The sequence below is a fragment of the Pseudofrankia saprophytica genome (genome assembly GCF_000235425.2).
GTDB lineage: Bacteria > Actinomycetota > Actinomycetes > Frankiales > Frankiaceae > Pseudofrankia > Pseudofrankia saprophytica.
Genome location: NZ_KI912266.1, coordinates 370,165 through 389,902, shown reverse-complemented (window position 1 = coordinate 389,902; position 19,738 = coordinate 370,165). Strand labels below are relative to the sequence as shown.

Here is a 19,738-nt window from a genome sequence, read left to right as displayed (position 1 = left end):
CACCGCTGAGCAGGGAGGAGGAGACACAATGCCACGCAGCCTGAAGAAGGGCCCGTTCGTCGACGACCACCTGCTCAAGAAGGTGGACGTGCAGAACGAGAAGGGCACCAAGCACGTCATCAAGACGTGGTCACGCCGCTCGACCATCATTCCGGACATGCTGGGCCACACCATCGCGGTGCACGACGGCCGCAAGCACGTGCCGGTGTTCGTCACGGAGGGCATGGTCGGTCACAAGCTCGGAGAGTTCGCCCCGACGCGGACCTTCCGCGGCCACGTGAAGGAAGACCGGAGGTCGCGCCGTGGCTGACGACCTCGTCGACGGCCTCACCCGCGCCGGCCTGCCCGGCGCCAAGGCCACGGCCCGCTACGTGCGGATCTCGCCGACCAAGGCCCGCCGGGTCGTCGACCTGGTCCGCGGCCGGTCCGCGCAGGAGGCGCTCGACATCCTCACCTTCGCGCCGCAGTCCGCCAGCACCGACGTCTACAAGGTCGTGCGCAGCGCCATCGCGAACGCGGAGAACAACCACGGCCTCGACCCGAGCACGCTGTTCGTCGGCGAGGCGTACGTGGACGAAGGCCCGACGCTCAAGCGGATCCGCCCTCGGGCGCAGGGCCGCGCCTACCGCATCCGCAAGCGGACCAGCCACATCACGATCGTGGTTGAAAGCGTTGCGCCCGCGGAGGATGCCACGAACAGGAGGGCCCGGTAGTGGGGCAGAAGGTCAACCCGCACGGGTTCCGGCTCGGCATCACGTCGGAGTTCACGTCGCGCTGGTACGCCGACAAGCAGTACAAGGCGTACGTCGGTGAGGACGTCAAGATCCGCAAGATGATGTCCAAGGGCATGGAGCGGGCCGGCATCAGCCGGGTCGACATCGAGCGGACCCAGGGACGCCTGCGCGTCGACATCCACACCGCCCGGCCGGGCATCGTCATCGGCCGCCGCGGCGCGGAGGCCGACCGTATCCGCGGCGACCTGGAGAAGCTGACCGGCAAGCAGGTCCAGCTCAACATCCTCGAGGTCAAGAACCCCGAGGTGGACGCGCAGCTCGTCGCGCAGGGCGTGGCCGAGCAGCTGTCCAGCCGGGTCAGCTTCCGCCGGGCGATGCGCAAGGCGATGCAGACCGCGATGAAGGGCGGCGCGAAGGGCATCCGGGTGCAGTGCTCCGGACGCCTGGGCGGCGCCGAGATGAGCCGGTCGGAGTTCTACCGCGAGGGTCGCGTGCCGCTGCACACCCTGCGGGCCGACATCGACTACGGCTTCTACGAGGCACGCACGACCTTCGGCCGTATCGGCGTGAAGGTCTGGATCTACAAGGGCGACGTGGTGCAGAGCCGCGCCGAGCGCGAGGCCCAGGAGGCGCTGACGCGCCAGCACCGGCGTGAGCGTCCGACGCGTCGCGGTCCGCGGTCCGGCTCGTCCGGCACGACGGCGGGCGGCACCGAGGCAGGTCGCGCGGCCGCCGAGCGGCAGCGCGGCGAGCGCCGGGGCCGGGGCGGCAGTGGCGGTGGCGGTGGCGGTGGCGGCGAGCAGGCCGCGACCGAGACGCCGACTACGCCCGAGACGACCCCCGCCGGGCCTGAGGCTACGGCCGCGCCGGAGCCGACGCCCGCCGTGGCGCCGGAGCCGACCGCCGCCGCGGTCACCCCGGACGCGTCGCCGGCACCGGCCGCTGAGTCGGCCGCGCCGGAGAAGGCGGAGGAGTAGGACAATGCTGATTCCCCGTAAGGTCGCGCACCGCAAGCAGCACCACCCGAGGCGGACCGGTGCGGCCAAGGGCGGGACCTCGATCGCGTTCGGCGAGTACGCGATCCAGGCGCTGGAGCCGGCGTACGTGACCAACCGGCAGATCGAGTCGGCTCGTATCGCTATGACCCGGCACATCCGCCGTGGCGGCAAGGTCTGGATCAACATCTACCCGGACCGCCCGCTGACCAAGAAGCCGGCCGAGACCCGGATGGGTTCCGGCAAGGGTTCGCCCGAGTGGTGGATCGCCAACGTCAAGCCCGGCCGGATCATGTTCGAGCTGTCCGGTGTCGCCGAGCCGGTGGCCCGCGAGGCCATGCGCCGCGCGATCCACAAGCTCCCGATGAAGTGCCGGTTCGTGACCCGTGAAGGTGGTGCGTGATGGCTACCGCCACCAGCGCGGACGATCTGCGCGCGCTGTCCGGCGATGACCTCGTGGACAAGCTCCGCGAGGCCAAGGAGGAGCTGTTCAACCTCCGGTTCCAGAACGCGACCGGCCAGCTCTCCAACAACCGGCGGCTGCGGGCCGTCCGGCGTGACATCGCCAAGATCTACACGGTGATGCGTGAGCGCGAGCTCGGCCTGACCGTCGACCCGAGCCTTGCCGACGAGACAGCGGAGTGAGCGCAGTGGCAGACGAGAGCACCAACGAGCCCGGCGGCGCGGACAGCGCCTCCAGGGGCTTCCGCAAGGTCCGTGAGGGCCTCGTGGTCAGCGACAAGATGCAGAAGACGGTCGTCGTGGCGGTGGAGGACAGGGTGCAGCACCCGCTCTACGGCAAGACGATCCGCCGGACGAAGAAGGTCAAGGCACACGACGAGGAAAGCGCGTGTGGCGTCGGCGACCGGGTGCTCCTGATGGAGACTCGGCCGCTGTCGGCCACCAAGCGCTGGCGCGTCGTCCGCGTGCTGGAGAAGGCCAAGTAGTAACAGGCGGTGCCGGAGGCTCCGTCGCGATCGGCGGCGGAGCGTCCGGCAGGATGGCGAAGCCTCCCGGTCGCGGCGGGCTTCAACGGTGATAAGGAAATTCGCCGCAAGCGGGTCAGGAGCTTGAAGTGATTCAGCAGGAGACGCGCCTGAGGGTCGCCGACAACACGGGCGCGCGGGAGATCCTGTGCATCCGGGTGCTCGGCGGTTCGGGTCGTCGGTACGCGGGGATCGGCGACATCATCGTCGGCACGGTGAAGGACGCCTTGCCCGGCGCCGGCGTGAAGCGCGGCGACGTGGTGAAGGCGGTCGTGGTGCGCACCGCCAAGGAGCGCAGGCGGCCGGACGGCTCCTACATCCGGTTCGACGAGAACGCCGCCGTGCTCATCCGGGACGGTGGGGACCCGCGAGGCACCCGCATCTTCGGGCCGGTCGGCCGCGAGCTGCGGGACAAGAAGTTCATGAAGATCATTTCGTTGGCACCGGAGGTGCTGTAGACCGTGGCCGGTTTGAAGATCAAGAAGGGCGACACGGTCCAGGTCATCTCCGGCAAGGACCGCGGCCTGAAGGGGAAGGTCATTCGGGCCATCCCCGCGGAGAACAAGGTGGTCGTGGAGGGCGCGAACCGGGTCACCCGGCACACCCGCGTCCAGACCACGACCCGTGGCTCGCAGTCGGGTGGCATCGTCACCCAGGAGGCTCCGATCCACGTCAGCAACGTGGCGATCGTGGACCCGACCGACGGCAAGCCGACCCGCGTCGGATACAAGATCAACGATGACGGTACCAAGGTGCGCATTTCGCGGCGCACGGGTGCCGAGCTGTAGGGGCGACTAATGACTGTGACTACTGAGGCGCCCGCGCTGCCGCGGCTCAAGCAGCGCTACCGCGAGGAGATCTCGCCGGCGCTGCGTGAGCAGTTCGGCTACGCGAACGTCATGCAGACCCCTGGCGTCGTGAAGGTTGTCGTCAACATGGGCGTCGGCGACGCGGCTCGCGACGCCAAGCTCATCGACGGCGCGCTGCGCGACCTGGCCGCCATCACCGGGCAGAAGCCGGCGGTGCGCCGGGCTACGAAGTCCATCGCCCAGTTCAAGCTGCGCGAGGGCATGCCGATCGGCGCGAAGGTGACGCTGCGCGGCGACCGGATGTGGGAGTTCCTCGACCGGCTCGTGACGATCGCGCTGCCCCGCATCCGCGACTTCCGCGGCCTGTCGCCCAAGCAGTTCGACGGGCGCGGCAACTACACGTTCGGTGTGACCGAGCAGTCGATCTTCCACGAGATCGACATCGACAGGATCGACCGGGTGCGCGGTATGGACATCACGGTCGTCACCACCGCCACCACTGACGACGAGGGCCGGGCGCTCCTGCGCGCGCTGGGCTTCCCGTTCAGGGAGAACTAGAAGCATGGCGAAGAAGGCGCTAGTCGAGAAGGCCGCTCGCAAGCCGAAGTACGCGGTCCGTGGCTACACCCGCTGCCAGCGGTGTGGCCGTCCGCGTTCGGTCTACCGGGTGTTCGGGCTCTGCCGGGTGTGTCTGCGGCAGATGGCGCACCGGGGCGAGCTCCCGGGCGTGACCAAGAGCAGCTGGTAAGATCATTTCGGGCTTTCGGGGCTCTCTTCGAAGGTCTGCTCAGTAACACCACCCATCGCGGTAGGCCCGGCACCCAGCAGGGGCGCGGGAACCCCCGTGAGGAAGGCGTCACCTCATGACGATGACCGATCCGATTGCGGACATGCTCACGCGCGTCCGCAATGCCAACCGGGCGTACCACGACCGGGTGGTGATGCCACACAGCAAGATCAAGGTGCACATCGCCGAGATCCTGCAGCAGGAGGGCTACATCCTCGGCTGGCACGTCGAGGAGCCCGAGAACGACGGGCCTGGCAAGAACCTCGTTGTCGACCTGAAGTACGGCCCCAACCGGGAGCGCTCGATCGCGGGTGTGAAGCGCATCAGCAAGCCCGGCCTGCGGGTGTACGCGAAGTCGACGAACCTGCCGAAGGTGCTCGGCGGCCTGGGCGTGGCGATCATCTCCACGTCCACGGGGCTGCTGACCGACCGACAGGCGGGTAAGCGGCGCGTGGGCGGCGAAGTCCTCGCCTTCATCTGGTAGGGGGACGCCGACATGTCACGCATCGGCCGTCTGCCGATTGAGGTGCCGAGTGGCGTCGAGGTGTCCCTCGACGGCCAGCACGTCACCGTCAAGGGCCCCAAGGGCACCCTTTCGCACACCATCGCCGAGCCGATCACGGTCGCCCAGGAAGAGGGCAAGATCGTGATCAGCCGTCCCAACGACGAGCGCAACTCGCGCGCGCTGCACGGCCTGACCCGGACGCTGGTCTCCAACATGGTCATCGGTGTCACCACCGGGTACTCGAAGACCCTGGAGATCGTCGGCGTCGGCTACCGTGTCCAGGCCAGGGGCTCAGACCTGGAGTTCGCGCTCGGTTACAGCCACCCGGTGCCGGTCAAGGCCCCGGAGGGTATTCGGTTCGAGGTCCAGGCCCCGACCCGCTTCGTCGTGCATGGCATCGACAAGCAGTTGGTCGGCGAGGTCTCGGCCAAGATCCGTGGCCTGCGCAAGCCCGACCCGTACAAGGGCAAGGGCGTGCGATACCAGGGCGAGGTCGTCCGCCGCAAGGTCGGGAAGACCGGGAAGTAGGAGATAGATCATGGCTGTGAGCCTCACCGCCAGCGCTCGGCGCCGGACCGCGCGGCTGCGCCGGCACGTCCGGGTGCGCAAGCGTGTCTCCGGCACCCCGGTTCGTCCACGCCTCGTCGTCAGCCGTTCCTCGCGGCATATCTATGCCCAGGTCATCGACGACGTCGCCGGCCACACCCTGGCCTCCGCCTCCACGCTCGACGTCTCGCTGCGCGGCGCCGAAGGCGACAAGACCGCGCTCGCTCGCGAGGTCGGCAAGCTCATAGCCGAGCGCGCGAAGGCCGCCGGGCTGTCCGCCGTGGTGTTCGACCGCGGTGGGCGTACCTACCACGGCCGAATCGCGGCGCTCGCCGACGCGGCCCGCGAGACGGGGCTGGACTTCTGATGGGTTCTACTAAGGGGATGTTCTAGAGATGCCAGGGCAGCAGCGCCGTGGCGGCGGCGCCGGCGGCGGCTCCGACCGCCGCGAGCGCAGAGACCGCTCGGGAGGCGGCCAGGCGCAGGAGAAGACCGCCTACGTCGAGCGCGTCGTCGCGATCAACCGGGTAGCCAAGGTCGTCAAGGGTGGCCGCCGGTTCAGCTTCACCGCGCTCGTCGTGGTCGGAGACGCGGACGGCACCGTCGGCGTCGGCTACGGGAAGGCCAAGGAGGTGCCCGCGGCGATCGCCAAGGGCGTCGAGGAGGCCAAGAAGCACTTCTTCAAGGTCCCGCGGATCGGGGCGACGATTCCGCACCCGATCCAGGGCGAGGCGGCCGCCGGCGTCGTGCTGCTCAAGCCGGCGTCCCCGGGTACCGGCGTCATCGCCGGTGGTCCGGTGCGCGCGGTGCTGGAGTGCGCCGGCGTGCACGACGTGCTGTCGAAGTCGCTCGGCTCGTCCAACCCGATCAACATCGTGCACGCGACCGTGGCCGCGCTGCGTGGGCTGACCCGTCCCGAGGAGATCGCGGCTCGCCGCGGCCTGCCGCTCGAGGACGTGGCCCCGCCGGCGATGCTGCGAGCCCGGGCCGCGGCGGCTGGTGCGTGATGGCCTCCCTGTTCATCACCCAGGTGAAGTCCGAGATCGGCGGCACCCATAACCAGCGGGCGACGCTGAGGACCCTCGGCCTGCGGAAGATCAGGGCGACCACCACGCGTGAGGACACCCCGCAGGTTCGTGGCATGATCAGGACCGTGGCGCACCTCGTCACGGTTGAGGAAGTGAACTGAAGATGGCGGAACTGACCAAGGACGCCACCGCCGAAGGCACGACGGCGGCCAGCGGTGGCGAGCGCGGTCGCGCGCTCAAGATCCACCACCTGCGGCCGGCTCCCGGCGCGAACCGGCCCAAGATGCGGGTCGGGCGCGGTGAGGGGTCGAAGGGCAAGACCGCCGGTCGCGGTACCAAGGGCTCCAAGGCCCGCAAGCAGGTCCCGGCCACCTTCGAGGGTGGCCAGATGCCCCTGCACATGCGGGTGCCGAAGCTCAAGGGCTTCAAGAACCGCTTCCGCGTCGAGTACCAGGTGGTGAACGTCGCCACCCTCGCGGAGCTGTTCCCCCAGGGCGGCGACGTGACCGTCGAGGCGCTCGTCGGCGCGGGCGCGGTTCGCAAGAACACGCTCGTGAAGGTGCTGGGCGACGGCGAGCTCGACGTCGCGCTGCGGGTGAGCGCGCATGCGTTCTCCGGCTCCGCGCGCGAGAAGATCGCCGCGGCCGGCGGGAGCGTCACCGAAGTGTGAGTTGGGGGACGGGCGTGCACACGCTCGTCCCCTTTCGGTGGACACTGGGCTTGCGCGCCGACTTATCCTCGCCGCGCCGGTCGCCCGGTGAACCGGAAGGACCACGGACACCCGACAGGCGTTGGCCGATGTCATGTCGGGACTCGTGGGCCTCCGGTGCTGTTACAGTCGGCTCACGGCGTCTGGACGATCCATCGGATACCCGCCACGCGGACCCAGGCGCCGTAGCTGTTCGCGTCCTTCCCCCCCCGGCAGGAGGAGCCGTGCTCACCGCCTTCACGCGGGCCTTCCGCACGCCGGACCTGCGCAAGAAGCTGCTGTTCACGTTCGGGATCGTGATTCTGTTCCGGATCGGCAGCGTCATGCCGTCGCCGGGCGTGTCGACCAGGGCCGTGAACACCTGCCTGAGCACGGCGAGTACGGGCGCGAGCAACGTCTACTCGTTGATCAACCTGTTCAGCGGTGGCGCGCTACTGCAGCTGTCGATCTTCGCGCTGGGCATCATGCCCTACATCACCTCGAGCATCATCCTTCAGCTGCTCGTCGTGGTCATTCCGCGGCTGGAGCAGCTCAAGAAGGAAGGCAGCGCGGGTGAACAGAAGATCACCCAGTACACGCGCTACCTGACCATCGCGCTTGGCATCCTGCAGGCGACCGGCATCGTGGCGCTGGCCCGTAGCGGCCGGCTGTTCCCCGGCTGCGACGCGGCCGTCATCCCGGACACCAGCCTGTTCCGGATCGCCACCATGGTCATCACGATGACCGCCGGCGTCGGTGTGATCATGTGGCTCGGTGAGCTGATCACGGCCCGCGGCATCGGCAACGGCATGTCGCTGCTGATCTTCACCTCGATCGCGGCGCGGCTGCCCTCGCAGGGCACCGCCATCCTCCAGGTCGCCGGCGGCGTCGTCTTCACCCTGGTCTGCCTGCTGGGCCTCGCGATCGTGGTCTTCGTCATCTTCGTCGAGCAGTCCCAGCGACGCATCCCGGTGCAGTACGCCAAGCGGCTCATCGGTCGACGCATGTACGGCGGGACCTCGACCTACCTGCCGATCAAGGTGAACCAGGCCGGCATCATCCCGGTCATCTTCGCCTCCTCGCTGCTGCAGCTTCCGCAGCTGGTCGGCCAGGTGTGGAACAACCAGTCCTTCCAGGACTTCGAGTCTCGTTACCTCTCTCGAGGGGACCATCCGCTCTACCTGGCGGCCTACGGCCTGCTCATCATCTTCTTCACGTACTTCTACGTCGCGATCACGTTCAATCCGACCGAGGTCTCCGACAACATGAAGAAGTACGGCGGTTTCATCCCGGGTATCCGGCCCGGCCGGCCGACGGCCGAGTACCTGGATCATGTCCTCTCCCGGATCACCCTGCCGGGCTCGTTGTTCCTGGGGGTGATCACCGTTCTACCGCTCGCGTTGCTGAACCTGACGAAGGACCAGCCCTTCCCCTTCGCAGGGACGTCGGTGCTGATCATGGTGGGGGTGGGACTGGAGACCGTGAAGCAGATCGAGAGCCAGCTCATGCTCCGCAACTATGAAGGCTTCCTCCGGTAGTGCGCCTCGTACTGGTCGGACCACCGGGAGCAGGTAAGGGTACGCAGGCCGCGTTCATCGCCACGGCGCGGTCGATCCCCAAGATCTCCACCGGTGATATCTTCCGTGCGAACGTCCGAGAAGGCACGGAGCTGGGTGTCGCGGCGAAGCGCTACATGGACGCCGGCGACCTCGTACCCGACGAGATCACGATCAGCATGGTCCGCAACCGTCTGGCCGAGGACGACGCCGTCAAGGGCTTCCTGCTCGATGGGTTCCCGCGCAACGTCCCCCAGGCCGAGGTGCTCGGCGGGATGCTCGACACCATGGGCACTCAGCTGGACGTGGTGCTCGAGCTCGTCGTCGATGACGACGAGGTCGTCCGCCGGCTGTCCGGGCGACGCACGTGCCGCTCGTGCGGGCACATCTGGCACGTCGACTTCGACCCGCCGACCGTCGAGGACGTCTGCGACCGGTGCAACGGCGAACTGTTCCAGCGCGACGACGACCTCCCCGAGACGGTTCGGCACCGCCTCGAGGTCTATGCCGAGCAGACGTCCCCGCTCGTGGCCTACTACGCGGAGCGCGGGGTGCTGATCGGTATCGACGCCACCGGCCCGGTCGACAACGTCACCGAGCGGGCTCTGGACGCGCTGCGTCACCACGGCGCCTAAGGCGGACGGGGGCGCCAGGGCGTGCGCCCGAGGTGCCCGAGGTGTTCGCCTGAGGGAGGTCTCGCGTCCCCCATCGCCTGATCCGGCCTGGCATGGACGGGCCGTCCTTGATCCATGTCCTGGTCGCGCGCCTCCTTTTGGGCCGATGCGGCGCGGTAGACAAGATCTACTCGGCGCCCTGCTGGGTGTGGCGGGCTATGGTCTTCTGAACAGGCCGCATCGCGTGACGGGACGGACCGGGTAGAACGTGCCGAAACATCCGGGCCCGGCGCGAGGTTCCCGCTGGGTGGGCTTACGGTCGGGTTGCTGAGCACGTCGGGTGCTGGGCAGCTCGGGCGTTGATGGCCATCGCTGCGCGAGCGGGTCGGCGGGGGCAGCATCGAGAGGCGAGACCGGGACAGAGTATGGCGCGACGAGAGCATGTCCAGATCAAGACGGCGGCCGAGATCGCCAAGATGCGGATCGCCGGCCTGCTGGTCGCGCAGGCCCTCGACCGGCTGCGCGAGGCCGCGGTGCCAGGCGTGACGACCGCCGACCTGGACGCGGTCGCCGAGCGCACGATCCGCGCCGGCGGCGGCATCCCCTCCTTCAAGGGCTATGCGCACCCCCCGTACCCGGCGTCGATCTGCAGTTCGGTCAACGACGAGGTGGTGCACGCGATCCCGAACAAGCGTCGGGTGCTGCGCGACGGCGACATCATCTCTATCGACTGCGGCGCCATCGTCGACGGCTGGCACGGCGACGCGGCGATCACCGTGCCGATCGGCGACGTCGCGCCCGAGGTGCTCGACATGATCCGGGTCTGCGAGGACTCGCTGTGGCATGGGCTCGCCGCGGCACAGCTCGGCGGCCGGCTCACGGACATCTCCTCGGCCGTCGAGCAGCACATCCGCCCGTTCGGCTACGGCATCGTGGACAACTACGGCGGGCACGGCATCGGTACCGAGATGCACCAGCCGCCGCACATCCTCAACCATGGCCGGCCTGGCCGCGGGATCAAGCTGGTCGCGGGACTCGCGCTCGCGATCGAACCGATGATCACCCTGGGGTCGCCGGACACCAAGGTGCTGGCGGACGACTGGACGGTCTCGACGTCCGACGGTTCCTGGGCGGCGCATACCGAGCACACCGTCGCCATCACGCCGCGGGGCCCATGGGTCCTGACCGCCCACGACGGCGGCGCCGCCAGGCTCGCGGCTCTCGGCGTCACCTGCGGCCAGCCGGCCGGAGCGTCCACCTGAGCCCACGCTCGATTAGCCCTTGACGAAGGCGGCGCGTAGACTTTCAAGGCGGTGGTCTCTCGCGTCCACCGATCTGTTGTGCCGTGGCGCAGGTTCGCCTGATCGCTCGCGTGGATGGTCGTTCGCTTGGGCGATCGCCAGGGCGGGTGATCATCAGCGTGTAGAGCGTCCGCGGCGAGCGGACCTCTCGATCGCCCGGTTGCCGTCGGTTGGTGGTACTGGGCGTTCCTGACTGGGCGCGGCTGGATGGGCCACCGAGGCAGCCCAGCATGGTCGCCGGCTTCGGGTCGGCTTCCTCGCGGGCCCGGGATATCGGTCCGGGGAACACCCCGGACCCCCGACAGTCGTATACGTCAGGACAGTGGAGGACATGCCGAAGAAGGACGGGGCCATCGAGATCGAGGGCCGAGTTGTGGAGCCGCTTCCCAACGCGATGTTCCGCGTGGAGCTCCAGAACGGTCACCGCGTTCTCGCCCACATCAGCGGCAAGATGCGCCAGCACTACATCCGGATTCTTCCGGAGGACCGGGTGGTGGTCGAACTGTCGCCCTACGACCTGTCCCGCGGACGCATCGTCTACCGCTACAAGTGACCGGTCGGGGCAACCCTGTTCGCCAACCTTCGGTTGGCTCCCAGGGGACCGGCCACTGATATTGCTCCGGGGGCGACCCCCGGACCCCCGATGTCGAGCTTCGCTCGACCGAGGGGTTCGCTGGATCCGTGTAAATTCAGCGAGTGTCCGGTCGCGGTGACTCTGTTCGCCGACCTTTGGCTGGTCCTCGAGAGTTCTGCCACTGATGTTGCTCCGGGGGCGACCCCGGAGCCCCGGTGTCGAGCTTCGCTTGGCCCCAGGGTGTTCGCTGGATCTGTACAAGTTCACTCAGGCGCGGCTTACGGCTGCGCGCGGGAGGTAACGGCAGCCGTGAAGGTCAAGCCGAGCGTCAAGAAGATCTGCGACAAGTGCAAGGTCATCCGTCGTCATGGGCGCGTGATGGTCATCTGCGACAATCTTCGCCACAAGCAGCGGCAGGGCTGAGCTGAGCCTGCCGCCGGGTGAAGGGCCGGCTCTCGCGCAGCACGCAGTGTGAGAGTGCCGGTCAGGCGGGGAGTAAGCTCGTCCTTGCCCTTGGTGAGATCTTGAGCGAAGGCTCTGCGGAGTCTCACCGGAGCAGCAGCTCTCACCAAGTAGAAGCGTCGTCAGGGCGCGGTGGGGCCGTTCACGCGGAATGCGCGGTCGGCAGCCCGCGTCGCAACCCCCGGTCGGAGGCCGGGGCCTCGTCGGTCATGGGACCGATGGGGGCGGCGACGCCCGAAACCTCCGAAGCAAGCAGGAAGGAACCACCTTCATGGCACGCCTTTCAGGCGTTGACCTGCCCCGCGAGAAGCGGGTCGAGATCGGCCTGACCTACATCTTCGGGATCGGGCGCACCCGCTCCAGGGCGACCCTGGCTGCGACCGGGGTCAACCCGGACACCCGGGTCCGCGACCTCACCGAGGACGAGGTCATCAAGCTGCGTGAGTGGATCGACGCGAACTACCGCGTCGAGGGTGACCTGCAGCGAGAGATCAAGCAGGACATCCGGCGCAAGATGGAGATCGGCTGCTACCAGGGTATCCGCCACCGGCGCAACCTCCCCGTGCACGGCCAGCGGACGCACACCAACGCCCGCACTCGTAAGGGCCCGCGTCGCGCCATCGCCGGCAAGAAGAAGCCCGGCAAGAAGTAGTCACCGGTCCGCCGCCCCCGCCCGTTGGGCCCGGGGCGGCGCCCACCGGCCGACCGACGACCTCGCAGACGGAGACCACGACAGCACATGCCTCCCAAGACTCGCTCCGGCGGTGCCGGTGTCAAGAAAGTGCGCCGCAAGGAAAAGAAGAACGTCGCTCATGGGCACGCCCACATCAAGAGCACGTTCAACAACACGATCGTCTCGATCACGGACCCGAGTGGGAACGTGATCTCCTGGGCCTCGGCCGGCCACGTCGGCTTCAAGGGCTCCCGTAAGTCAACGCCGTACGCCGCGCAGATGGCCGCCGAGAACGCGGCCCGCAAGGCGCAGGAGCACGGCATGCGCAAGGTGGACGTGTTCGTGAAGGGCCCGGGCTCCGGTCGAGAGACCGCGATCCGGTCGCTGCAGGCGGCGGGCCTCGAGGTTGGCACGATCCAGGACGTCACCCCCACCCCGCACAACGGCTGCCGCCCGCCGAAGCGGCGCCGGGTCTGACCAGTCCGAGCCGGACGAGACAGAGAGAAGAAGGACGAATGGCCCGTTACGTCGGCCCGGACTGCAAGCGTTGCCGTCGCGAGAAGACGAAGCTGTTCCTCAAGGGCAGCAAGTGTGAGTCGCCGAAGTGCCCGATCGAGATCCGGCCCTACCCGCCGGGTGAGCACGGTCGTGGGCGCACCAAGGACTCCGAGTACCTGCTCCAGAAGCGCGAGAAGCAGAAGTGCGCCCGGATCTACGGGATCCTGGAGAAGCAGTTCCGCGGCTACTACGACGAGGCGAACCGCCGCAGCGGCAAGACCGGTGACGAGCTGCTGAAGATCCTCGAGTCGCGGCTGGACAACGTGATCTACCGCGCGGGCTTCGCTCCGTCCCGGGACGCCGCCCGCCAGGCGGTGCGGCATGGCCACGTGCAGGTGAACGGCCACAAGGTGGACATTCCCAGCTACCGGGTCAGCGAGAGCGACATCGTCGAGATCGCGCCGAAGGCGCGGGAGCTCACCCCGTTCATCATCGCGCGGGAGACCGCCGGTCAGCGGACCGTCCCCGGCTGGCTCGAGGTGATCTCCAGCCAGATGCGGATCCTGGTTCACTCGCTGCCGGCTCGGGCCGCCATCGACACCCAGGTCCAGGAGCAGCTGATCGTCGAGCTCTACTCCAAGTAACCGCGGAGTAGTGGTCGCTGGCCGCCGGGATTTTCCCGGCGGCCATGGCTGCGTTCCTGCCCGGTCCGCCCACTGGGCGGGACGGGAGCACAATGGAAGACGGCGCGTCGTGGCTTGGGCCCGGCGCGCGTGACGGTGGGGCGGGCGGACAGAGGCCGTACCCCGCCGTGACTCCCTCGGAGTCCTAGTGGCACAGGGGGAGTGCCCTGCACGGCGTCATATGGCGGGCGTCGTGGTTGGAAGGAAGTAGCACATGCTTATCGCTCAGCGTCCCACTCTGACTGAGGAGCCGATCGCCGAGTTCCGGTCCCGGTTCGTGATCGAGCCGCTGGAGCCGGGCTTCGGCTACACCCTCGGCAACTCGCTGCGTCGCACCCTGCTGTCGTCCATTCCGGGCGCGGCGGTGACGAGCATCCGGATCGACGGCGTGCTGCACGAGTTCTCGACGGTTCCCGGGGTCAAGGAAGACGTCACCGACCTGATCCTGAACCTCAAGGAGCTGGTCGTCAGCTCGGACAACGACGAGCCGACGGTGATGTACCTGCGCAAGCAGGGCCCCGGCGAGGTCACCGCGGCGGACATCGCGCCGCCGGCGGGCGTCGAGGTGCACAACCCCGACCTGCACCTGGCGACCATCAACGACAAGGGCAAGCTCGAGATCGAGCTGACCGTCGAGCGCGGCCGTGGCTACGTCAGCGCCGCGCAGAACAAGCAGCCCGGCCAGGAGATCGGTCGCATCCCGATCGACTCGATCTACTCGCCGGTGCTCAAGGTCACCTACAAGGTCGAGGCGACCCGTGTCGAGCAGCGGACCGACTTCGACCGGCTGATCGTCGACGTCGAGGCCAAGCCGTCGATCTCGCCGCGGGACGCGATGGCGAGCGCCGGCAAGACCCTGGTCGGCCTGTTCGGGCTGGCCCAGGAGCTCAACGCCGAGGCGGAGGGTGTCGACATCGGCCCGTCCGCGCAGGACGCCCAGCTGGCCGCGGACCTCGCCCTGCCGATCGAGGAGATGGACCTGACCGTCCGCTCCTACAACTGCCTCAAGCGCGAGGGCATCCACACGATCGGCGAGCTGGTCTCGCGCAGCGAGGCGGACCTGCTCGACATCCGCAACTTCGGCCAGAAGTCGATCGACGAGGTGAAGACCAAGCTTGGGGCCATGGGCCTGCAGCTGAAGGACTCGCCCCCCGGATTCGACCCGCGGCAGGCGGTCGACACCTACGGCACCGACACGTACAACCCGCCGTTCTCCGCCGGCCAGGACGAGGACGGCACCGAGTACGTCGAGACCGAGCAGTACTGAGTTGCTTTGTTCGTGGCGTCCGGGCACGGCGCTACGGCCCCGATCCTCGCTTCGCTCCGGTCGGGACCTCCGCGCCGTGTCCTCCGCCACGAACGGGTCTTCGCTCCGTCGGGTGGGCCAGTGAGGCCACCTCGCTTCGCTCGTGGCCTCCTGGCCCACCCGACTACGCGAAGACCTCGGGCACAGGTCGACTCGTAAGATCTGTAAGGCCTGCTCAACCGGTAAGACCTGTTCGCGGGGAGCCATTTGGCTTCGCTGGTGGCCTGCCGGCGAGGAGCTCGGGTACAGCTCGACCGGTAAGACAGCTCTACCAGCAAGGACTGCTTCATCAGTAGGACCTGTTCGCAGGGATCCACGTTGGGTGGTGTTTCGGAGCCGACCGGGGCTCCGGAACACCAGCCCGACCTGGTCCGCCTGAGGCGACGAGTTCGCAGCGGGCGGGCCGATGCCGCCGGTTTGTCGGAAGACGGCTGGTGGCCGTGGAATGTCCGTCCCGGTCGTGGCTGAACGATGCGTGATCAGGTGTTTCTCGCGCGTCGGGAGGTCGTCCGATAGGTGCTCAGCACCGTGAAAGGAACGAGGGAACTCGATGCCCACTCCGACAAAGGGCGCTCGGCTCGGCGGTAGCCCGGCGCACCAGCGGCTGATTCTCGCGAACCTGGCCACCGCGCTGTTCGAGCACGGCGCGATCACCACGACCGAGACGAAGGCGAAGCGGCTGCGCCCGTACGCCGAGCGGCTGGTCACGCTGGCCAAGCGCGGCGACCTGCACGCGCGCCGGCACGTCATGCGCGTCATCCGGAACAAGTCGGTCGTGCACGAGCTGTTCACCGAGATCGGCCCGCGCTACGAGAACCGGCCCGGTGGCTACACCCGGATCACCAAGATCGGTTTCCGCAAGGGCGACAACGCCCAGCTGGCCCGCATCGAGCTGGTCGAGGCGTTGACCGTCGGCCAGTCGGCCGTGGCCGAGGCCGAGCGTGCCCGCGGCACCCGGTTCGCCGACCGCAAGGCGCCGACCGGCGCGACCGCCGAGGCCGCCGCCGACCTGGCGAAGGAGTCGCCGACCGCGGCGGCCGTCGCCGTCGAGGCCGAGGAGGCCAAGGCCGCCGAAGCCACCGCCGCCGAGTCCGAGACCGCCGAGGTCGAGGCCCCCGAGGCCTCTGAGGCCACGGAAACGGCCGAGGGCGACACCAAGGACGCCTGAGCGTGACCCCCGTCCTCAGCGGGGCGCCGGACCCGAGCCTCGTCAGGGGCTCCGTCAGGACCCGCTGAGGGTGGTCGACGCCGAGGGCAGCCCGTCTCCGTCTGGGTCAACCTCGGCGGCTAGGAAGCCCGTCCCCCGCGAGGGAGACGGGCTTCTCGCCGTTTGGCGCCCATAGCCGGCATTGCACCGGTGATCGCAGGCGCAGGCGCTGGCGCCGGCACAAAGCTGGGCGGGCGGTCCCCGCTGACAAAGAGCAGCCGAAAGTGCGACCATGAGCACTTCCCGGGTCCCGGAGAGCTGTTTCTGATCTATGCGGGCACCGAGCTCACAGAATCCCGTGCGCCAATGGATACGCGGATCGTTCGGACAGTCCCGGGAAGCGCGGGAAGCAAGGAGATACGAGCCGCCTTGACGAGCATCAGCGCGGACGGCCTCCAGCGGCTGCGGATAGACATCGCCTACGACGGCACGCCCTTCGCCGGATGGGCCCGCCAGCCTGGGCAGCGCACGGTGCAGGGTGAGGTGGAAGACGCCCTGATGCGGGTCGCCCGGCTGCCCGCCGTGCGGCTCACCGTCGCGGGCCGGACGGACGCCGGGGTGCACGCGGCCGGGCAGGTTGCCCACGTCGACATCCCCGCGGAGGTCCCGCTCGGCGGCCTTGCCCGCCGGCTCAACGGGGTGCTCGACCGCGCGGTCCGGGTCACGGGGCTCGCGCCGGCGCCGCCGGGGTTCGACGCCAGGTTCTCGGCCCTGTCCAGGCGCTACGCCTACCGGATCAGCGACGCCTCCTACGGCGCCGACCCACTCCGCCGGCACGACACGCTGGCCTGGCCGCGTCCGCTGGACGCCGACGGGATGCGGCGGGCGGCGCTGGTGCTGCTCGGTGAGCACGACTTCGCCGCGTTCTGCCGCCGGCGGGAGGGGGCGACGACGATCCGGACGCTGCTGCGCCTGGACGTGCGCCGCGCCACGGACGGAGTCGTCATCGCCGACGTCGAGGCGGACGCGTTCTGCCACTCGATGGTCCGGGCTCTCGTCGGGGCCCTGGTCGCCGTCGGCGAGGGTCGGCACCAGGCCGGCTGGGTGTCCCACATTCTGGCCAGGGCCGTCCGTGACCCGGGCGTCACCGTGCTCCCCGCGCACGGGCTCACGCTCGTCGAGGTGCGCTACCCGCCCGACTCCGCGCTCGCCGCCCGCGCGGAGGCCACCCGCGCGGTTCGCGTCTCGCCGACGTTGTCGGGCTGAGGACGCGCGGCTCGGCTCCGGTATGCGTGGCTCAGCCCCGGTAGCCGCGGCCGATCAGCAACCGCTCGTCGAGCGGCTGGTTCGTCAGGGCGTGCAGGTCGGCGGCGGCGTCGGACACCTGCTTGTCGTTCTGCGCGCCCTGGCTCCCGTCGGAGTAGGCGAGCTGAACCATGATCGCGTAGTGACCGTCCGCGAACGCGCCCCGCAGCTCGTTGTCACCGTTCGGCCCGGTGATCTTCGCGCCGGGCAGTGCCCCGTTCGGCAGCGGCAGCGGGCTCACCCCGCCCTGACGGGTCTCGAGCATCTGGGCGGTCTGCCGCGCGGTGTCCGCGTTGTCGACGACGAGGACGGTCACGCCGGCCAGCAGTCGCCGCCCGTTCTTGTCGGGCTCACCGAGGTAGAGCGCCCGGACCTGCTGGCGGCAGGCGGGCCCCGTGAGCGTGGGCGCCGCCGTGGGCGCCGCGGCGGAGGCCGGGCCGGCGGAGGTGGGTGCCGCCGCGGCCACGGAGGTGGGTCCGGCGCTCGGCGCCGCGGGCGCGGGCGGCATCGGCACGGCTGGGTGGTCGAGCGCGCTCTTGATCTGGCCGGTGAGGTCGGGGCAGCCGGTGTCGAGCTTGCGGGCGACCCTGGAGTAGGTGTGGCTTCCGGCTGTGACGGTCGCGTCCCGGAAGAACTCGTTCTCGGTCACGGGATCGGCGTCGGTGGCCGCGGAATTGAGGAAGTCGGCGGGAACCGGCTTGACCGAGGGGATGGGAGCCGCCGGGGTGCTCTCGGTGGGGGAGCCCGTCATCGTTCGGTACGTCACGGCAAGCACCGCCAGCACGCCGACCGCGATGAACAACAGCCGCCACTTCCGTCGCGACGGCCCGCCCACCCGGTCGGCACGTGGCTGATCCGCCTCGTCGTAGGGGTCCCCGTCGGCATCCTCGCCGGGCGGGTCCTCCGACCAGCGCCGAGCCGCGAGGCGCGCCCCTCGGGCACCGAAACGACCGCCGGTCCTGGATCCGCCACCCAGACCCCCGGCACCCAGACCCCTGCCACCAGCCCGGGAATACGGACCCTCGTCCACGCCCTCGGCCTCGTCGAGGCCGTCGAGGCCGAGCGCGTGCGGGGCTGTCGCGTTGCCGGGCTCCTCGTCGCCGAACCCGTCCTCGTCGAACCCCTCCCCGCCAAAGCCGTCGTCCTCGTCGAACCCGTCGTCCTCGAACCCCTCATCGAGGTCTGACTGGTCGTCCGCGGCGTCGTCGCCGTAGTCGCCGTCGGGGAAGCCGCGGCGGCTGTTCCAGGCACGGACGAAGCGAGGGCCGGCCTCGCCCAGTCTGTCCGCCCCGGCGCTGTCGGCCGCGGGGTACGCATCGCCGTCGAAGCGGCCGGGAAGACCGCGCGGCCTGGCCAGGCCGCCCGTGGCGGGCTCGGAGGGCATCGGGCCGAAGAGCGGGTCGTCGCCCGGTGTCCAGCCGCCGGGCGACGCCTGGCGGCGCGGCGACGGTCCCCAACTGTCCCGCGCAGCGTCGTCCGAGGCCCGGGCGCCGCGTGGCACCGAGCCGCCCGTCGGGCTCCGGTCAGCGGGGGTCGCCGCGTCGTGGGCCCCGCCGCCGTGACCGACAGGTCTCGCGCTGTCGTACCGATCGGCGTCCGGCCATGGATCCGTGCCGCTCATTCGACCGACGGTAGCTGACAATTATGATCCTCCCGACGTTGGCTCCGTCGCCGGACATGTCCGGCGATCGTCCGGGCCGGGCACCGGGCACCGGCCCGAGGCGCCGAACACCGGGGCGAGCATCGGGCTGAGCACCAGAACGAGCCGCGCGGGAGACGCCGGCGACGGGAGATGTCCGGAGCCTGGTAACCTCAAGGACTGCGACGCGTGACATGACTGTCGACGTGTCCGTTCCTCACATTCTTGACGTGCTCGTCGTCTGGGGATCAGATCCAATTGGGTCGGACTCGGGTGGGTATCGCGAGCGTCGTCCCGACGAAGAAGGCAGATCTGTGCGCACGTACCAGCCCAAGCCCGCGGATGTCCAGCGTGCGTGGCATGTCATTGACGCCAGCGACGTCGTCCTCGGCAAGCTGGCGAGCCAGGCTGCCCAGCTGCTGCGTGGCAAGCACAAGGCGTACTTCGCCCCACACCTTGACACCGGCGACTTCGTGATCATCATCAACGCCGGCAAGGTGGCGCTGTCCGGGTCGAAGCGGGAGCAGTCGCAGTACTACCGCCACTCGGGCTACCCGGGCGGTCTGCGTAGCACCAGCTACGGCGAGCTGCTCGACACCCGGCCGCAGCTGTTGGTCGAGAAGGCCATCAAGGGCATGCTCCCGAAGAACAGGCTCGGCCACGCCCAGGCGCGCAAGCTGAAGGTCTACGCGGGCCCGACCCATCCGCACCAGGCGCAGCAGCCGCAGCCGTTCGAAATCATCCAGGTCGCGCAGTAGCCGCGGACCCAGCCGGCCTGCCCTGGTCGCCAGAAGGGGTCCCCGCTGATCCGCGAGGGGAACGCCTTCGGTCGGCTTCCAGGGGGCCGCAATGTCTGCCCGGGGGAGCATCTCCCTCGCGGATCCGCTAGCCCGGATCCCCGG

29 protein-coding genes are annotated in these 19,738 nt (G+C 69.3%); 28 read left to right on the top strand and 1 reads right to left on the bottom strand.

The features are described from left to right. Positions 1-28 precede the first annotated feature (28 nt). The 27 genes from rpsS to truA all read left to right on the top strand — a co-directional run bounded on the left by rpsS (position 29) and on the right by truA (position 17,158). Positions 29-310, top strand: a complete 282-nt coding sequence (rpsS, locus tag FRCN3DRAFT_RS0201665; protein WP_007514823.1) for a 30S ribosomal protein S19 — start codon at positions 29-31, stop codon at positions 308-310. Further along, entirely contained in the window at positions 303-713 is a 411-nt protein-coding gene (gene rplV / locus FRCN3DRAFT_RS0201660; RefSeq protein ID WP_007514825.1) for a 50S ribosomal protein L22, read from the top strand. The genes rpsS and rplV overlap by 8 nt, the downstream gene beginning before the upstream one ends. Then, the gene (gene rpsC / locus FRCN3DRAFT_RS0201655) at positions 713-1,711 is read left to right on the top strand and encodes a 30S ribosomal protein S3 (RefSeq protein WP_007514826.1); all 999 of its coding nucleotides are present in this window, start codon (positions 713-715) and stop codon (positions 1,709-1,711) included. Before rplV ends, rpsC begins: the two co-directional genes overlap by 1 nt. Positions 1,712-1,715: 4 nt before the next feature. Then, positions 1,716-2,132: a 50S ribosomal protein L16 gene (gene rplP / locus FRCN3DRAFT_RS0201650; protein WP_007514827.1), complete on the top strand. Its 417-nt coding sequence runs from the start codon at positions 1,716-1,718 to the stop codon at positions 2,130-2,132. Then, entirely contained in the window at positions 2,132-2,374 is a 243-nt protein-coding gene (rpmC, locus tag FRCN3DRAFT_RS0201645; protein WP_007514828.1) for a 50S ribosomal protein L29, read from the top strand. The genes rplP and rpmC overlap by 1 nt, the downstream gene beginning before the upstream one ends. Next, entirely contained in the window at positions 2,371-2,676 is a 306-nt protein-coding gene (rpsQ, locus tag FRCN3DRAFT_RS0201640; RefSeq protein ID WP_027140160.1) for a 30S ribosomal protein S17, read from the top strand. Before rpmC ends, rpsQ begins: the two co-directional genes overlap by 4 nt. Before the next feature lie 128 nt (positions 2,677-2,804). Then, positions 2,805-3,173: a 50S ribosomal protein L14 gene (rplN, locus tag FRCN3DRAFT_RS0201635; protein ID WP_007514830.1), complete on the top strand. Its 369-nt coding sequence runs from the start codon at positions 2,805-2,807 to the stop codon at positions 3,171-3,173. Positions 3,174-3,176: 3 nt separating this feature from the next. Further along, entirely contained in the window at positions 3,177-3,503 is a 327-nt protein-coding gene (gene rplX, locus FRCN3DRAFT_RS0201630; RefSeq protein ID WP_007514831.1) for a 50S ribosomal protein L24, read from the top strand. A gap of 9 nt (positions 3,504-3,512) precedes the next feature. After that, positions 3,513-4,082 carry a 50S ribosomal protein L5 gene (gene rplE, locus FRCN3DRAFT_RS0201625; protein WP_007514832.1) on the top strand — a complete coding sequence of 190 codons (570 nt, stop codon included), beginning with the start codon at positions 3,513-3,515 and terminating at the stop codon, positions 4,080-4,082. Positions 4,083-4,086: 4 nt separating this feature from the next. After that, the gene (locus tag FRCN3DRAFT_RS0201620) at positions 4,087-4,272 is read left to right on the top strand and encodes a type Z 30S ribosomal protein S14 (protein WP_006539145.1); all 186 of its coding nucleotides are present in this window, start codon (positions 4,087-4,089) and stop codon (positions 4,270-4,272) included. Positions 4,273-4,387: 115 nt separating this feature from the next. After that, complete coding sequence (rpsH, locus tag FRCN3DRAFT_RS0201615) at positions 4,388-4,795, top strand: 30S ribosomal protein S8 (RefSeq protein ID WP_007514834.1); 408 nt, start codon at positions 4,388-4,390, stop codon at positions 4,793-4,795. A 12-nt stretch (positions 4,796-4,807) separates the two neighbouring features. Then, entirely contained in the window at positions 4,808-5,344 is a 537-nt protein-coding gene (gene rplF, locus FRCN3DRAFT_RS0201610; RefSeq protein WP_007514835.1) for a 50S ribosomal protein L6, read from the top strand. Positions 5,345-5,354: 10 nt separating this feature from the next. Beyond that, the gene (gene rplR / locus FRCN3DRAFT_RS0201605; RefSeq protein ID WP_007514836.1) at positions 5,355-5,729 is read left to right on the top strand and encodes a 50S ribosomal protein L18; all 375 of its coding nucleotides are present in this window, start codon (positions 5,355-5,357) and stop codon (positions 5,727-5,729) included. 28 nt (positions 5,730-5,757) lie between these two features. Next, the gene (gene rpsE / locus FRCN3DRAFT_RS0201600; protein ID WP_007514837.1) at positions 5,758-6,369 is read left to right on the top strand and encodes a 30S ribosomal protein S5; all 612 of its coding nucleotides are present in this window, start codon (positions 5,758-5,760) and stop codon (positions 6,367-6,369) included. Beyond that, the gene (rpmD, locus tag FRCN3DRAFT_RS0201595; protein ID WP_007514838.1) at positions 6,369-6,551 is read left to right on the top strand and encodes a 50S ribosomal protein L30; all 183 of its coding nucleotides are present in this window, start codon (positions 6,369-6,371) and stop codon (positions 6,549-6,551) included. Before rpsE ends, rpmD begins: the two co-directional genes overlap by 1 nt. Positions 6,552-6,553: 2 nt before the next feature. Further along, a complete protein-coding gene (gene rplO / locus FRCN3DRAFT_RS0201590) occupies positions 6,554-7,060 on the top strand; it encodes a 50S ribosomal protein L15 (RefSeq protein ID WP_007514839.1) in 507 nt (168 codons plus the stop codon). Between the two features lie 263 nt (positions 7,061-7,323). Further along, positions 7,324-8,616 carry a preprotein translocase subunit SecY gene (gene secY, locus FRCN3DRAFT_RS0201585; RefSeq protein WP_007514840.1) on the top strand — a complete coding sequence of 431 codons (1,293 nt, stop codon included), beginning with the start codon at positions 7,324-7,326 and terminating at the stop codon, positions 8,614-8,616. Continuing rightward, positions 8,616-9,269 (top strand): adenylate kinase, encoded by a 654-nt coding sequence (locus tag FRCN3DRAFT_RS0201580; protein WP_007514841.1) that lies wholly within the window; start codon positions 8,616-8,618, stop codon positions 9,267-9,269. The genes secY and FRCN3DRAFT_RS0201580 overlap by 1 nt, the downstream gene beginning before the upstream one ends. 404 nt (positions 9,270-9,673) lie before the next feature. Beyond that, positions 9,674-10,510: a type I methionyl aminopeptidase gene (map, locus tag FRCN3DRAFT_RS0201570; RefSeq protein WP_007514842.1), complete on the top strand. Its 837-nt coding sequence runs from the start codon at positions 9,674-9,676 to the stop codon at positions 10,508-10,510. Between the two features lie 370 nt (positions 10,511-10,880). Continuing rightward, positions 10,881-11,102 (top strand): translation initiation factor IF-1, encoded by a 222-nt coding sequence (gene infA / locus FRCN3DRAFT_RS0201565; protein ID WP_006541558.1) that lies wholly within the window; start codon positions 10,881-10,883, stop codon positions 11,100-11,102. Between the two features lie 330 nt (positions 11,103-11,432). Next, on the top strand, positions 11,433-11,546 hold the full coding sequence (rpmJ, locus tag FRCN3DRAFT_RS50935) for a 50S ribosomal protein L36 (protein ID WP_003956441.1): 114 nt from the start codon (positions 11,433-11,435) through the stop codon (positions 11,544-11,546). Positions 11,547-11,856: 310 nt separating this feature from the next. After that, positions 11,857-12,237 carry a 30S ribosomal protein S13 gene (rpsM, locus tag FRCN3DRAFT_RS0201555; RefSeq protein WP_007514844.1) on the top strand — a complete coding sequence of 127 codons (381 nt, stop codon included), beginning with the start codon at positions 11,857-11,859 and terminating at the stop codon, positions 12,235-12,237. 87 nt (positions 12,238-12,324) lie between these two features. Next, positions 12,325-12,735, top strand: a complete 411-nt coding sequence (gene rpsK / locus FRCN3DRAFT_RS0201550; RefSeq protein WP_007514845.1) for a 30S ribosomal protein S11 — start codon at positions 12,325-12,327, stop codon at positions 12,733-12,735. 38 nt (positions 12,736-12,773) lie between these two features. Next, positions 12,774-13,400, top strand: coding sequence for a 30S ribosomal protein S4 (gene rpsD, locus FRCN3DRAFT_RS0201545; protein ID WP_007514846.1), 627 nt, complete (start codon positions 12,774-12,776; stop codon positions 13,398-13,400). Between the two features lie 253 nt (positions 13,401-13,653). Continuing rightward, positions 13,654-14,706 carry a DNA-directed RNA polymerase subunit alpha gene (locus tag FRCN3DRAFT_RS0201540; protein WP_007514847.1) on the top strand — a complete coding sequence of 351 codons (1,053 nt, stop codon included), beginning with the start codon at positions 13,654-13,656 and terminating at the stop codon, positions 14,704-14,706. 589 nt (positions 14,707-15,295) lie between these two features. Next, entirely contained in the window at positions 15,296-15,913 is a 618-nt protein-coding gene (gene rplQ / locus FRCN3DRAFT_RS0201535) for a 50S ribosomal protein L17 (RefSeq protein ID WP_007514849.1), read from the top strand. A 408-nt stretch (positions 15,914-16,321) separates the two neighbouring features. Next, a complete protein-coding gene (gene truA / locus FRCN3DRAFT_RS0201530; protein WP_007514850.1) occupies positions 16,322-17,158 on the top strand; it encodes a tRNA pseudouridine(38-40) synthase TruA in 837 nt (278 codons plus the stop codon). 31 nt (positions 17,159-17,189) lie between these two features. Here truA and FRCN3DRAFT_RS0201525 read toward each other — a convergent pair whose 3' ends face one another. Continuing rightward, a complete protein-coding gene (locus tag FRCN3DRAFT_RS0201525) occupies positions 17,190-18,818 on the bottom strand; it encodes a hypothetical protein (RefSeq protein ID WP_027140157.1) in 1,629 nt (542 codons plus the stop codon). A gap of 332 nt (positions 18,819-19,150) precedes the next feature. Between FRCN3DRAFT_RS0201525 and rplM the strand changes: the two genes are divergently transcribed. After that, positions 19,151-19,594 carry a 50S ribosomal protein L13 gene (gene rplM, locus FRCN3DRAFT_RS0201520; protein ID WP_007514852.1) on the top strand — a complete coding sequence of 148 codons (444 nt, stop codon included), beginning with the start codon at positions 19,151-19,153 and terminating at the stop codon, positions 19,592-19,594. The last annotated feature ends 144 nt before the right edge of the window (positions 19,595-19,738 follow it).

Coding starts and splice junctions, on each gene's coding strand:
- FRCN3DRAFT_RS0201620 (WP_006539145.1), top strand. CDS start 4,087: ATGGCGAAGAAGGCGCTAGTCGAGAAGGCCGCTCGCAAGCCGAAGTAC.
- rpsK (WP_007514845.1), top strand. CDS start 12,325: ATGCCTCCCAAGACTCGCTCCGGCGGTGCCGGTGTCAAGAAAGTGCGC.
- rpmD (WP_007514838.1), top strand. CDS start 6,369: ATGGCCTCCCTGTTCATCACCCAGGTGAAGTCCGAGATCGGCGGCACC.
- infA (WP_006541558.1), top strand. CDS start 10,881: ATGCCGAAGAAGGACGGGGCCATCGAGATCGAGGGCCGAGTTGTGGAG.
- rpmC (WP_007514828.1), top strand. CDS start 2,132: ATGGCTACCGCCACCAGCGCGGACGATCTGCGCGCGCTGTCCGGCGAT.
- FRCN3DRAFT_RS0201525 (WP_027140157.1), bottom strand. CDS start 18,818: ATGAGCGGCACGGATCCATGGCCGGACGCCGATCGGTACGACAGCGCG.
- rplO (WP_007514839.1), top strand. CDS start 6,554: ATGGCGGAACTGACCAAGGACGCCACCGCCGAAGGCACGACGGCGGCC.
- map (WP_007514842.1), top strand. CDS start 9,674: ATGGCGCGACGAGAGCATGTCCAGATCAAGACGGCGGCCGAGATCGCC.
- FRCN3DRAFT_RS0201540 (WP_007514847.1), top strand. CDS start 13,654: ATGCTTATCGCTCAGCGTCCCACTCTGACTGAGGAGCCGATCGCCGAG.
- rpsD (WP_007514846.1), top strand. CDS start 12,774: ATGGCCCGTTACGTCGGCCCGGACTGCAAGCGTTGCCGTCGCGAGAAG.
- rpsH (WP_007514834.1), top strand. CDS start 4,388: ATGACGATGACCGATCCGATTGCGGACATGCTCACGCGCGTCCGCAAT.
- rplP (WP_007514827.1), top strand. CDS start 1,716: ATGCTGATTCCCCGTAAGGTCGCGCACCGCAAGCAGCACCACCCGAGG.
- rplQ (WP_007514849.1), top strand. CDS start 15,296: ATGCCCACTCCGACAAAGGGCGCTCGGCTCGGCGGTAGCCCGGCGCAC.
- rplE (WP_007514832.1), top strand. CDS start 3,513: ATGACTGTGACTACTGAGGCGCCCGCGCTGCCGCGGCTCAAGCAGCGC.
- rpsM (WP_007514844.1), top strand. CDS start 11,857: ATGGCACGCCTTTCAGGCGTTGACCTGCCCCGCGAGAAGCGGGTCGAG.
- rplR (WP_007514836.1), top strand. CDS start 5,355: ATGGCTGTGAGCCTCACCGCCAGCGCTCGGCGCCGGACCGCGCGGCTG.
- rpsE (WP_007514837.1), top strand. CDS start 5,758: ATGCCAGGGCAGCAGCGCCGTGGCGGCGGCGCCGGCGGCGGCTCCGAC.
- rplF (WP_007514835.1), top strand. CDS start 4,808: ATGTCACGCATCGGCCGTCTGCCGATTGAGGTGCCGAGTGGCGTCGAG.
- rpsS (WP_007514823.1), top strand. CDS start 29: ATGCCACGCAGCCTGAAGAAGGGCCCGTTCGTCGACGACCACCTGCTC.